The sequence below is a fragment of the Cupriavidus sp. 01L45 genome, assembly GCF_056399885.1.
This window is the reverse complement of record NZ_JBFTSG010000005.1, coordinates 132019-144547: the sequence shown is the minus strand read 5'-3', so window position 1 is coordinate 144547 and position 12529 is coordinate 132019. Positions and strand designations below refer to the sequence as shown.

The 12529-nt window shown below is 65.7% G+C and carries 11 protein-coding genes; all 11 read left to right on the top strand.

The window, feature by feature from the left end; genetic code table 11:
- Positions 1-167: 167 nt before the first annotated feature.
- Complete coding sequence (locus AC1DT6_RS05315; RefSeq protein ID WP_441628652.1) at positions 168-2249, top strand: 3-hydroxyacyl-CoA dehydrogenase NAD-binding domain-containing protein; 2082 nt, start codon at positions 168-170, stop codon at positions 2247-2249.
- Between the two features lie 96 nt (positions 2250-2345).
- A complete protein-coding gene (pncA, locus tag AC1DT6_RS05310; RefSeq protein WP_441628650.1) occupies positions 2346-2981 on the top strand; it encodes a bifunctional nicotinamidase/pyrazinamidase in 636 nt (211 codons plus the stop codon).
- A 128-nt stretch (positions 2982-3109) separates the two neighbouring features.
- Positions 3110-4288 (top strand): acetyl-CoA C-acyltransferase, encoded by a 1179-nt coding sequence (locus AC1DT6_RS05305; protein WP_045236328.1) that lies wholly within the window; start codon positions 3110-3112, stop codon positions 4286-4288.
- A gap of 16 nt (positions 4289-4304) precedes the next feature.
- Positions 4305-4733 carry a PaaI family thioesterase gene (locus AC1DT6_RS05300; RefSeq protein WP_441628648.1) on the top strand — a complete coding sequence of 143 codons (429 nt, stop codon included), beginning with the start codon at positions 4305-4307 and terminating at the stop codon, positions 4731-4733.
- 199 nt (positions 4734-4932) lie between these two features.
- On the top strand, positions 4933-6783 hold the full coding sequence (locus tag AC1DT6_RS05295) for an acyl-CoA dehydrogenase (RefSeq protein ID WP_441628646.1): 1851 nt from the start codon (positions 4933-4935) through the stop codon (positions 6781-6783).
- A 69-nt stretch (positions 6784-6852) separates the two neighbouring features.
- Complete coding sequence (locus tag AC1DT6_RS05290) at positions 6853-7635, top strand: SDR family oxidoreductase (protein ID WP_441628644.1); 783 nt, start codon at positions 6853-6855, stop codon at positions 7633-7635.
- Positions 7636-7724: 89 nt separating this feature from the next.
- Positions 7725-8168, top strand: coding sequence for a PaaI family thioesterase (locus AC1DT6_RS05285; RefSeq protein ID WP_045236331.1), 444 nt, complete (start codon positions 7725-7727; stop codon positions 8166-8168).
- A gap of 123 nt (positions 8169-8291) precedes the next feature.
- Complete coding sequence (locus AC1DT6_RS05280; RefSeq protein WP_441628641.1) at positions 8292-9647, top strand: serine hydrolase domain-containing protein; 1356 nt, start codon at positions 8292-8294, stop codon at positions 9645-9647.
- A 76-nt stretch (positions 9648-9723) separates the two neighbouring features.
- Positions 9724-10734 carry an NADP-dependent oxidoreductase gene (locus AC1DT6_RS05275; RefSeq protein WP_477114537.1) on the top strand — a complete coding sequence of 337 codons (1011 nt, stop codon included), beginning with the start codon at positions 9724-9726 and terminating at the stop codon, positions 10732-10734.
- Positions 10735-10821: 87 nt separating this feature from the next.
- Positions 10822-11676, top strand: coding sequence for a class II aldolase/adducin family protein (locus tag AC1DT6_RS05270; protein WP_441628639.1), 855 nt, complete (start codon positions 10822-10824; stop codon positions 11674-11676).
- Positions 11677-11680: 4 nt separating this feature from the next.
- A complete protein-coding gene (locus AC1DT6_RS05265) occupies positions 11681-12502 on the top strand; it encodes an SDR family oxidoreductase (protein ID WP_441628637.1) in 822 nt (273 codons plus the stop codon).
- The last annotated feature ends 27 nt before the right edge of the window (positions 12503-12529 follow it).

Here is a 12529-nt window from a genome sequence, read left to right as displayed (position 1 = left end):
GGGGCGGGCACCGGCAAAGGGGCGCTGGCATGCGTTCCCCGGCAGCCGGGCGGTGGTCGGGCGGAACACGGCGGCGTTGGCCGCGCCGGCGCTCTCCACAGCGCGCAGAACAACATCATTCGAGAATTCGAATCCCGAGACAACATCCAGTTACCAAAGGAACCAGCATGACAGCGCAGTATCAGGTTCAGGACGGCGTAGCCGTCATCACGCTCGACAATCCCCCCGTGAACGGCCTGGGTCTCGGCACCCGGCTCGGCATCGTCGAAGGCATGACCCGTGCGCTGGACGATGCGGCCGTCAAGGCCATCGTCATTACCGGCGCCGGCAAGGCTTTTTCCGGCGGCGCGGACATCCGTGAATTCAATACGCCCAAGGCCACCCAGGAGCCGACGCTGCATTCGGTGATCAAGGTGGTGGAAGGCTCGGCCAAGCCGGTCGTGGCGGCGATCCATTCCGTGGCCATGGGCGGCGGCCTGGAACTGGCGCTGGGTTGTAACTACCGTGTGGCTTCGAAGGGCGCGCAGATCGCCCTGCCGGAAGTGAAGCTGGGCCTGCTGCCCGGCGCCGGCGGCACGCAGCGCCTGCCGCGCGTGATCGGCCTGGAAGCCGCCCTGAACATGATTGTCTCGGGCAACGCCATCCCCAGCGAGAAGTTTGCCGGTACCAAGCTGTTCGACGAGATCGTCGACGGCGACGTGCTGCCCGCGGCCGTGGCCTTCGCCAGGACGGCGGCGGCCAACCCCGGCCCGTACCCGAAGGTGCGCGACCTGAAGGTCAAGCACGAGAACGCGGAAGGCTTCATCGCCTTTGCCCGCAACACCGTCGCAGCCGTCGCCAAGAACTTCCCCGCGCCGCTGAAGTGCGTGGACGCCGTGGCAGCCTCGCTCAAGCCGTTCGATGCCGGCCTGAAGGACGAGCGCGAAGGCTTCATGTACCTGATCACCACGCCGGAATCGCGCGCGCTGCGCCACGCCTTCTTTGGCGAGCGTGCCGCCAGCAAGATCCCCGACGTGCCGGAAGGCACCGCCACCCGCAAGCTCGAGAAGATCGCCGTGATCGGCGCGGGCACCATGGGCGGTGGCATCACCATGAACTTCCTGAACGCCGGCATCCCGGTGATCATGCTGGAAACCAAGCAGGAAGCGCTGGACCGTGGCGTGGCCACCATCCGCAAGAACTACGAAAACAGCGCCAAGAAGGGCAAGCTCACGCAGGAGAAGGTCGAGCAGCGCATGGGCCTGCTGACCACCACGCTGTCCTATGACGAGATCAAGGACGCGGACATGGTCATCGAAGCCGTGTTCGAGGAAATGGGCGTCAAGGAAATCGTCTTCAAGAAGCTGGATGAAGTGATGAAGCAGGGCGCGATCCTGGCTTCCAACACCTCCACGCTGGACGTCAACAAGATCGCTTCCTTCACCAAGCGTCCGCAAGACGTGGTCGGCATGCACTTCTTCAGCCCGGCCAACGTGATGAAGCTGCTGGAAGTGGTGCGCGGCGAAAAGACCGGCAAGGACGTGCTGGCCACGGTCATGCAGGTCGCCAAGAAGATCAAGAAGACCGCCGTGGTGTCGGGTGTGTGCGACGGCTTCATCGGCAACCGCATGATCGAGCAGTACAGCCGCCAGGCCGGCTACCTGCTGGACGAAGGTGCGCTGCCGGAGCAAGTGGACAAGGCCATCGAGAAGTTCGGCTTTGCCATGGGCCCGTTCCGCATGGGCGACCTGGCCGGCAACGACATCGGCTGGGCCATCCGCAAGCGCCGCGCCGTGGACAAGCCGGACATCCAGTACTCGAAGACCGCCGACCTGCTATGCGAACAGGGCCGCTATGGCCAGAAGACCGGCGCGGGCTGGTACGACTACAAGGCGGGCGACCGCAAGCCGTACCCGAACCAGCAGGTCAACGACATGATCGTGCAGCACTCGAAGGACCTGGGCATCACCCGCCGCAAGATTTCCGATGAGGAAATCGTCGAGCGCCTGGTGTTCGCGCTGGTCAACGAAGGCGCCAAGATCCTGGAAGAAGGCATTGCCTCCAAGGCCTCGGATATCGACATGGTCTACCTGACCGGCTACGGCTTCCCGCTGTTCCGCGGTGGCCCGATGCTGTACGCGGACCAGGTTGGCCTGTTCAACGTGGCGCAGTCGATGGCGCGCTATGCCAAGGGCTACCACGGCGAAGCCTGGAAGCCGGCAGCGCTGCTGGAGAAGCTGGCTGCCGAGGGCAAGGGCTTCAACGGCTAAGCATAGCCAGCGGCGATTCGATCCTGCGCGGCCAGGCTGGCCGCGCAGGGTTTCCACCACAGATCGCAAACCGGTCACAAAGCGGGGAGTAGCGGCATGGCCAAGCAATACGGCCCGGAAGATTGCCTGCTGGTCATCGACGTGCAGAACGATTTCATGCCCGGCGGCGCGCTTGCCGTGGCGCAGGGCGATGAAGTCGTGCCCGTGATCAACCGCCTCGCGGCGGCGTTTGCGCATGTGGTGCTGACGCAGGACTGGCATCCCGCCGGCCACGTTTCGTTTGCCGCCAACCATGCCGGCACCCAGCCGTTCCAGACCGTGGCGTTGCCCTATGGCCAGCAAGTCCTGTGGCCCACGCACTGCGTGCAGGGCACCCATGGCGCGGCGCTGCATGCGGGGCTGGATGTGCCGCATGCGCAGATGGTGATCCGCAAGGGCCATCATCGCGAGGTGGACAGCTATTCGGCCTTCATGGAGGCCGATCGCGCCACCCCGACCGGGCTTGCGGGCTACTTGCGCGAGCGTGGCGTGCGCAGGGTGTTTTGCGTGGGACTGGCGACGGATTACTGCGTTGCCTGGAGCGCGCTCGATGCCCGCGCGGCGGGGTTCGGGGCCATCGTGGTCGAGGACGCCTGCCGCGCCATCGACCTTGGCGGATCGCTGGCCCGTGCGTGGCAAGACCTGCAAGCCGCGGGCGTGCAGCGCCTGCAGTCCGCCGGCCTGCTGTCCTGAAACGGAAGAATCGCCAAGCCAACCCAAGCTAACCCGGCTGAACCCAGCCAACGACATATTGCATGACACTGCCGGACGTGAATGCACGCCGCAGGTCACCAGATACCAGAGATACCGAGGAGCAAGACATGAAAGAGGCAGTCATCGTTTCCACCGCACGGACCGGCCTGGCCAAGAGCTGGAAGGGCGGTTTCAATATGACCCACGGCGCCACCCTGGGCGGCCATGCGGTCCAGCACGCCATCGCCCGCGCCAAGATCGACGCCGCTGAAGTGGAAGACGTGCTGATGGGCTGTGCCAACCCGGAAGGCGCCACCGGTGCCAACATCGCGCGCCAGATTGCCCTGCGCGCAGGCTGCCCGGTTACCGTGCCCGGCGCCACCGTCAACCGCTTCTGCTCGTCCGGCCTGCAGACCATCGCCATGGCCGCGCAGCGCGTGATCGCCGATGAGGGCGATATCTTCGTGGCCGGCGGTGTGGAAAGCATCTCCTGCGTGCAGCAGGAAATGAACCGCCACATGATCCAGGAAAGCTGGCTGACCAAGAACAAGCCGGAAATCTACTGGAACATGCTGCAGACCGCCGAGAACGTGGCCAAGCGCTACAACATCTCGCGCGAGCGCCAGGACGAGTACGGTGTGCGCAGCCAGCAGCGCGCCTTCGCCGCCCTGGAAGCCGGCAAGTTCAACGACGAAATCGTGCCGATCACGGTGCTCGCGGGCGTGGCCGACAAGGCCACCGGCCAGTTGATGACCAAGGAAGTCACGGTCTCGGCCGACGAAGGCATTCGCGGCGACACCACGCTGGAAGCCGTGTCCAAGATCCGCACCGCCATGCCCGGCGGCGTGGTTTCGGCCGGTAACGCATCGCAATTCTCCGACGGCGCTTCGGCAGTCGTGGTGATGGACGCCAAGGTGGCCGAGGCCAAGGGCCTGCAGCCGCTGGGCGCCTTCCGCGGCTTCGCCGTGGCCGGTTGCGAGCCTGACGAAATGGGCATCGGCCCGGTGTTCGCGGTGCCCAAGCTGCTGAAGAAGGCCGGCCTGACCGTGGCCGACATCGGCCTGTGGGAACTCAACGAAGCCTTTGCCGTGCAGGTGCTGTACTGCGCCGACACGCTGGGCATCCCGATGGATCGCCTCAACGTCAACGGCGGCGCCATCGCGGTGGGCCACCCCTACGGCGTGTCCGGCGCCCGCCTGGTCGGCCATGCGCTGATCGAAGGCAAGCGCCGCGGCGTCAAGTACGTGGTGGTGACCATGTGCATCGGCGGCGGCCAGGGTGCTGCCGGCCTGTTCGAAGTCCTCTGAGCGCCAGGGCGAGCCCGTGAGCGAGCAAGCGGATGCCCTGCTGGCGCATGGCCGGGAGGTGCTGGCCAGCCAGCCCTTCTCGGTGCTGGTCGGCACGGAGCTGGCCGCGCTCTCGCCCGGCCGTGCCGAACTGCGCCTGGCCATCCGGCCGGACCTGCAGCAACAGTACGGCTTCCTGCACGGGGGCGTGGTCAGCTATCTGGCCGACAATGCACTCACCTATGCGGGCGGCGCGGCCATGGCCGCGCCGGTGGTGACTTCGGAGTACAAGATCAACTACCTGCGTCCGGCGATCGGAGATACGCTGATTGCCCGTGCCGAATGCCTCAGCCGGGGCCGCCAGCAGGCGGTGGTACGGTGCGATGTATTCGTGCTCAAGGATGGCGAGGAAAAGCTCTGCGCGGTAGCGCAGGGCACGATCGCCCGCATGGGCGAAGGCAGCTAGAGTACGGCAAGGGAGGGAAGGGCGCGCGAGCGCCTTTTTCTTTCCCCGCGCCATTTACAGAATTAGCAGAATTTGCGGCGCGCCATGCAGCGTGCCGTTGTGGAGACAGCGACGATCCATGCCGCGAGGCCGCCACTGGCGCCAACGCCGGGTCGCGCATCTTTGATTTTCCCTTTCAGTCTGGGAGCCGTTTCCTGCCATGTCGCTGATCCTTTCCCGCCGTGACCTGAACTTCGTGCTGTACGAGTGGCTCAAGGTCGAGGGGCTGACCCGCATTCCGCGCTACGCCGACCATTCCCGCGAGACCTTCGACGCCGCGCTCGATACCTGCGAGAAGATCGCCACCGACCTGTTCGCGCCGCACAACAAGAAGAACGATCAGCAAGAGCCGCATTTCGACGGCGAGACTGTCGCCATCATTCCCGAGGTCAAGACCGCGCTGAAGGCCTTCTGCGAGGCCGGCCTGATGGCCGCCGGGCAGGACTACGACATCGGCGGCATGCAGTTGCCGGTAGTGGTGGAGAAGGCCGGCTTCGCCTATTTCAAGGGTGCCAACGTCGGCACCAGTTCCTATCCCTTCCTGACCATCGGCAATGCCAACCTGTTGCTCGCGCACGGCACGCCGGCGCAGGTGGAGACCTTCGTCAAGCCGGAGATGGAAGGCCGTTTCTTCGGCACCATGTGCCTGTCCGAGCCGCAGGCGGGCTCGTCGCTGTCGGACATCACCACGCGCGCCGACTACGAAGGCGAATCGCCACTCGGCCAGCAGTACCGCCTGCGCGGCAACAAGATGTGGATCTCGGCCGGCGAGCACGAACTGTCCGACAATATCGTGCACCTGGTGCTGGCCAAGATCCCCGGGCCGGACGGCAAGCTGATTCCGGGCGTGAAAGGCATCTCGCTGTTTATCGTGCCGAAGTACCTGGTCAATGCCGACGGCAGCCTGGGCGAGCACAACGACGTGGTGCTGGCCGGCCTGAACCACAAGATGGGCTATCGCGGCACCACCAACTGCCTGCTGAACTTCGGCGAAGGCATGAAGTACAAGCCCGGCGGCAAGGCCGGCGCGATCGGCTACCTGGTGGGCGAAGCGCACAAGGGCCTGGCCTGCATGTTCCATATGATGAACGAGGCCCGTATCGGCGTGGGCCTGGGCGCGGTGATGCTGGGCTATACCGGCTACCTGCACTCGGTGGACTACGCGCGCAACCGCCCGCAAGGCCGCCCGATCGGCCCCGGTGGCAAGGATCCGGCCAGCCCGCAGGTGCGGCTGGTCGAGCACGCGGATATCCGCCGCATGCTGCTGGCGCAAAAGAGCTATGTGGAAGGCGGGCTGGCGCTCAATCTGTATTGCGCGCAACTGGTGGACCAGGAGCGCGCCGCCGAGGGTGCGGAGCATGAACGCCTGGCGCTGTTGCTGGATATCCTGACGCCCATCGCCAAGAGCTGGCCGTCGCAGTGGTGCCTGGAGGCCAACAGCCTGGCCATCCAGGTGCATGGCGGCTACGGCTACACCCGCGAATACAACGTCGAGCAGTTCTATCGCGACAACCGCCTGAATCCCATCCACGAAGGCACGCACGGCATCCAGGGCTTGGACCTGCTGGGCCGCAAGGTGGTGATGAAGGACGGTGCCGCGTTTGCGGCGCTGGGCGAAGAAATCCAGTCCACCATCGGCCGCGCCCTGGCCAGCGGCGATGCCGCGCTGGGCAGCCATGCGAAGGCGCTGGGCGCCGCCGTCAAGCGCGTGGCGGAAGTCACGCAGGCGCTGTGGGCGGCGGGCGACGCCAAGGTGACGCTGGCCAATGCCTCGGTCTACCTGGAAGCGTTCGGCCATGTGGTGCTGTCGTGGACGTGGCTGGAGCAGGAACTGGTGGCGCAGGCCGCGCTGGCGGGCGCCAGGAGCCAGGAGGACCAGGACTTCTACCGCGGCAAGCTGGCGGCTGCGGAATACTTCTTCCGCTGGGAACTGCCCAAGGTGGGCCCGCAGCTTGACCTGCTGGCCTCGCTCGACCGCACCACGCTGGACATGCAGGACGCCTGGTTCTGAGCGGCAGCCGCACTAGATGAACGAGCGCGCGCACCGATTTGCGCGCGCCACACCAAATCGGGAGACACCATGAATACCATCCAGCAATTGTTCGACCTGAAGGGCAAGACGGCGCTGATCACCGGCGGCTCGCGCGGGCTTGGCCTGCAGATCGCCGAAGCGCTTGGCGAGCAGGGCGCGCGCATCGTGCTGTCGGCACGCAAGGCCGACGAGTTGCAATCGGCGCAGGCTCACCTGAAGACGCTCGGCATCGATGCCGAATGGATCGCCGCCGACGGCGCCCGCGACGCGGATATCGCGCGCCTGGCCGACGAAGCACTGGCCAAGCTGGGCCATGTCGATATCCTCGTCAATAACGCTGGCGCCACCTGGGGTGCGCCCGCCGAGGATCATCCGGTGGAAGCGTGGGACAAGGTGATGAACCTGAATATCCGCGGCGTGTTCCTGCTGTCGCAGCGCATCGGCAAGCTGTCGATGATTCCGCGCCGCTATGGCCGCATCATCAACGTGGCTTCCATCGCCGGGCTGGCGGGCAACCCGCCGGGATCGATGGAAACGATCGCCTACAACACCTCCAAGGGTGCGGTGGTGAACTTCACCCGCACGCTGGCGGCGGAATGGGGCGAGCACAACATCACGGTGAACGCGCTGGCGCCAGGCTTCTTCCCGTCCAAGATGACCCAGGGTTCGCTGGACCGCCTGGGCGTGGAAGCCATGTGCGCGTCGGTGCCGCTGCACAGGCTGGGCGACGACGAAGACCTGAAGGGCGCGGCGCTGCTGTTCGCCAGCGCCGCCGGCAAGCACATCACCGGCCAGGTGCTGGCGGTGGACGGCGGCGTGAGCGCGGTTTAAGTCCATGCTCTAATGCGGTTGGCATATGGCTTGCGTGGCTCAACCCGAGCCTGCCGGCCAACCGTACTGTCCTCGCCTCTTTAGCAAACATGACTCAAACCAACGGTTTCCCCCTCAAGATTCCCTTTCTTGCCGATCTCGGCGTGCAATGCACGCGCATGGACAAGGAAGGCAGCGAGATCGAACTGGCGCTGGAAACGCGCCACCAGAATAGCTGGGACATGGCGCACGGCGGCGTGCTGATGACGCTGCTCGACGTGGCCATGGCGATTGCCGGCCGCGCAGCCGATCCCGACGGGCGCGGCGTGGTCACCATCGAGATGAAGACTACCTTCATGGCGCCCGGGCGCGGCAAGCTCATCGCACGCGGCCAGTGCGTGCACCGTACCAGCACCATGGCCTTCTGCGAAGCCGAGATTCTCGACGCCGATGGCAAGACCGTATCGCGCGGCTCCGGCACGTTCAAGTTTGTCAGGCGTGTGCCGCCGCAACGCGCGGCGGGCGGCGCCTCGGATACCGGCGCCGACGGCTGATACGGCACATGTCCGGCAGCGGCGCGCCGCATGCCGGGCCCGCCGGCGCAGGGAGCAGCACACCAAGAACCAGACCGGAAACAACCGGCACGCGGCACCGATAAAACTAATAATGGAGACCAGATGCTGTTTGAACGGATTGCCGCCACGCGGCTATTGAAACTGACCGTGCTCGCCGCCTGCGGCGCAGGAGCCCTTGCCATGTACCAGCCGGGCCATGCCCAGAATGCGCCAGCTCCTGCGCCCGCCGCGCCGAGCTTTCCGGATGCCGCCGCTACCGATCCCGTGACCGCGGGCTGGATGCAGGGCTTTCCCCCGGCAGCCGCCAAGATCATCAGCTTTACGCCCGCCAGCAACGGCTTTCCGCGCTCCCGCTGGAGCTTTTCGCATATCCGCGAACTGGTCCCGACCGCGTCGGTCTGGCACGGGCGGGGCCCGGCCGCGGCATTCCCGCGCGCCGAGCACGATATCGGCGGCGTGGCCTTTACCGATGCCGACGGCACGAGTCGCACCTTCAGCGACATGCTGGGCCTGACCTATACCGATGGCATCCTGGTGATGCACAAGGGCCGCGTGGTCTACGAGAAGTACTTCGGCGCGCTTGACGACCATACGCCGCACATCGCCATGTCGGTTACCAAATCCTTCGTCGGTACGCTGGCCGCCATGCTGGTGGCGGACGGCAAGCTCGATCCCGCCGCGCCGGTCACGCGCTACCTGCCGGAGATGGCCGGCACAGCATACGGCGATGCCACCGTGCGCGAAGTCATGGACATGACGGTAGGCGTGAAGTATTCGGAAAACTACGCCGATCCCAAGGCCGAAATCTGGGACTACAGCCGTGCCGGCGGCATGATGCCGCGCGAGCCTGGCTATGCCGGGCCCAAGACCTTCTATGAATTCCTCGCCACGCTGAAGAAGGAGGGCGAGCACGACCAGGCCTTCGCCTACAAGACCGTCAATGCCGAAGTCCTCGCCTGGATCGTCAAGCGGGTGTCGGGGCAGTCGCTGGCCAAGCTGCTGTCCGAACGCGTATGGCAGAAGATGGGCGCGGAGAACGATGCCTATTTCATGGTGGACAGCATCGGCAGCGAGTCCGGCGGCGGCGGCCTGAATACCACGCTGCGCGACCTGGCCCGCTTCGGCGAGACCATGCGCAACGGCGGCCGCTATAACGGCCAGCAGGTCATCCCGGCCGAAGTGGTGGCGGACATCCGCCGCGGCGGCGACCGCGCCAAGTTCGCCAAGGCCGGCTACGCCACCTTGCCGGGCTGGAGCTATCGCTCGATGTGGTGGGTCTCGAACGACGACCACGGCGTGTTCGAGGCGCGCGGCATCCACGGCCAACGTATCTATATCGATCCAAAGGCGGAACTGACCATCGTGCGCTACGCATCGCACCCCATCGCTGCCAATGGCGCCAACGACCCCGTCACGCATCGCGCATACCGGGCACTTGCGCTGTCATTGATGAAGTAATCGGCCCGCCATTGACAACGAACAACGCATGACAAAGGACGAGTGTCCTTGTCCATTTCACTGTAAGGAAACCATCATGTCGAAGACCTTCAAGCGCATCGTCCTGGCCTCGCGTCCCACCGGCGCCGTGACTCCGGACAACTTCCGCCTGGAAGAGGTGCCTGTGCCCGAACTGGGTGACGGCGAGGTGCTGGTCCGCAACCATTTCCTGTCGCTCGACCCCTATATGCGCGGCCGCATGAACGAAGGCAAGTCCTACGCCACGCCGCAGCCGCTGGGCGAAGTCATGATCGGCGGCACGGTCGGCGAGATCGTGGCGACGAAGAACCCCAAGTACGCCGTCGGCGACAAGGTGGTCGGCATGTTCGGCTGGCAGGAGATGGGTGTCACCAACGGCATCGGCATCCAGAAGGTCGATACCACCCATATCCCGCTGTCGGCGTACCTTGGCTCGGTTGGCATGCCCGGCGTCACCGCCTGGTATGGCCTGAACAAGATCATCCAGCCGAAGGCCGGCAAGACCATCGTGGTGAGCGCGGCTTCCGGCGCGGTCGGCAGCGTAGTGGGCCAGCTGGCCAAGCTGCAGGGCTGCCGCGTGGTCGGCTTTGCCGGCGGCAAGGACAAGTGCGACTACGTGGTCAATGAGCTGGGCTTCGATGCCTGCATCGACTACAAGGCGGCCAAGGACAGCAAGGAGCTGTACACCATGTTCAAGGAAGCCACCCCGGATGGCGTGGACGGCTACTTCGAGAACGTGGGGGGCGAGATACTCGATACGGTGCTGGCCCGCATGAACGCCTTCGGCCGCATCGCCATCTGCGGCATGATCGCCGGCTACGATGGCCAGCCGATGCCGCTGAAGAACCCGCAACCGATCCTGGTGTCGCGCCTGACCGTGGAAGGCTTTATCGTGTCCGAACACATGGACGTGTGGCCGCAAGCGCTGCAAGAGCTGGGCACCGCCGTGGCGCAAGGCAAGCTCAAGTTCCGTGAGAGCGTCGCGCAAGGGCTGGCGAGCGCGCCGGAAGCGTTCATGGGCCTGCTCAAGGGCAAGAATTTCGGCAAGCAGCTGGTCAAGCTGGTGTAAGGACGGGCCTGCGGACGTTCCCTCTCCCGCTTGTGGGAGAGGGAACGCAAACCGGTGGTATGAATGACGAAAAAAAGGAGACACCCCATGAATGCTCCAGCAGAACAAGCCAGGCCGCTGGCCGATCAGGACGAAATGGCTGCCGGCCTGTCCGAAGAGGTGAAAGCCAAATATCGCGTGCTGCCGCGTCCGCCCAAGTTCGATACGCCGGCCGAGGAACGCCTGCACCGCAAGCAGCGGCTGGCGGCGGCCTTCCGGCTGTTCTCCAAGTTTGGCTTCGATGAAGGCGTGGCCGGCCACATCACGGCGCGCGATCCGGAGTTTCCGGACACGTTCTGGGTCAACCCCTTCGGCGTGCACTTCAGCCAGGTCAAGGTCTCCAACCTGATCCGCTGCGACCACCACGGCGAAGTGGTGGAGGGCGACTACCCGGTCAACGCCGCCGCCTTCGCCATCCATTCGCGCGTGCACCAGACCCGTGCCGACGCAGGGGCCGCCGCGCACTCGCACAGCACGTATGGCCGTGCCTGGTCCACGCTGGGCCGGCCGCTCGATCCGCTGACACAGGACGTGTGCGCCTTCTACAACGACCATGCCCTGTACGACGATTTCGGCGGCGTGGTGGTGGAACTGGACGAGGGCCAGCGCATTGCCACCGCGCTCGGCGGCAACAAGGCCGCAATCCTGCAGAACCACGGGCTGCTGACTGTGGGCAAGACGGTGGACGAAGCCGCCTGGTGGTTTATCACCATGGAGCGTTCCTGCCAGGTGCAGTTGCTGGCCGAGGCTGCCGCCGCGCGCACCAACGCGCCCCTGAAGGTCATCTCGGACGCGGCCGCGCGCCAGGCTTACTCGATCGTCGGCACCGCGCAGGCAGGCTGGTTCCAGTTCCAGCCGCTGTACGCCCGCATCGTCAAGGAACAACCCGACCTGCTGGATTGACGCCATGGCTGCCTTCGCACCGTTTACCGGCAAGGTCGTTCTGATTACCGGCGCCTCGGACGGCATCGGCGCGGAACTGGCCGTGCTGCTGGCCCGGCAAGGCGCGCGCCTGGCGCTGGCGGCCCGCCGCGTGGACATGCTGCACGCGCTGGCGGAACGCATCCGCCGCCAGCACCCGGCCGCCGACGTGGCGGTCTGGCGCGCCGACGTGTCCGACGAGGTCGATTGCAGGCGGCTGGTAGCCACCGTGGCTGCGCAATATGGCGGGATCGATGTGCTGGTCAATAACGCTGGCGTGTCGGCCCACGGCTACTTCGAGCAAGTCTCCGACTACAGCTACTACGAGCAGGTGATGCGCGTGAACTACTTCGGCGCCATGTGGTGCACGCGCGAGGCGCTGCCATACCTGCGCCAGCGCGGCGGCCTGATGGTGGCGGTGTCCAGCCTGGCCGGCAAGATCGGCGTGCCGGGCCGCACCGCCTACTCGGCCAGCAAGTTCGCGCTGGCGGGCTTTTGCGAGGCGCTGCGGGCCGAACTGCGCGGTACCGGCGTGGATGTGTGCGTGGTGTTCCCTGGCGTGGTGGCGACCGATACGCGCATCAACGGCTTCGGCCCGGACGGGCGCGCGCTGGGCGAAAGCCGGCTGCGCGAGGATGACGCCATGACCGCGCAGGAATGCGCGCGCCAGATGCTGGGCGCCATGGCGGCACGCAAGCGCGAACTGGTGATGACGGCCAGGGGCAGGCTGGGCCTGTGGCTCAGGCTGCTGGCGCCCGGCATGGTCGAGAACATGGCGCTCAAGGCCCTGAAGCAGGCGGGGCGGTAACGGCAGCAATCAGGACAATTTCAGCTG

Coding starts and splice junctions, on each gene's coding strand:
- AC1DT6_RS05315 (WP_441628652.1), top strand. CDS start 168: ATGACAGCGCAGTATCAGGTTCAGGACGGCGTAGCCGTCATCACGCTC.
- pncA (WP_441628650.1), top strand. CDS start 2,346: ATGGCCAAGCAATACGGCCCGGAAGATTGCCTGCTGGTCATCGACGTG.
- AC1DT6_RS05305 (WP_045236328.1), top strand. CDS start 3,110: ATGAAAGAGGCAGTCATCGTTTCCACCGCACGGACCGGCCTGGCCAAG.
- AC1DT6_RS05295 (WP_441628646.1), top strand. CDS start 4,933: ATGTCGCTGATCCTTTCCCGCCGTGACCTGAACTTCGTGCTGTACGAG.
- AC1DT6_RS05290 (WP_441628644.1), top strand. CDS start 6,853: ATGAATACCATCCAGCAATTGTTCGACCTGAAGGGCAAGACGGCGCTG.
- AC1DT6_RS05285 (WP_045236331.1), top strand. CDS start 7,725: ATGACTCAAACCAACGGTTTCCCCCTCAAGATTCCCTTTCTTGCCGAT.
- AC1DT6_RS05280 (WP_441628641.1), top strand. CDS start 8,292: ATGCTGTTTGAACGGATTGCCGCCACGCGGCTATTGAAACTGACCGTG.
- AC1DT6_RS05275 (WP_477114537.1), top strand. CDS start 9,724: ATGTCGAAGACCTTCAAGCGCATCGTCCTGGCCTCGCGTCCCACCGGC.
- AC1DT6_RS05270 (WP_441628639.1), top strand. CDS start 10,822: ATGAATGCTCCAGCAGAACAAGCCAGGCCGCTGGCCGATCAGGACGAA.
- AC1DT6_RS05265 (WP_441628637.1), top strand. CDS start 11,681: ATGGCTGCCTTCGCACCGTTTACCGGCAAGGTCGTTCTGATTACCGGC.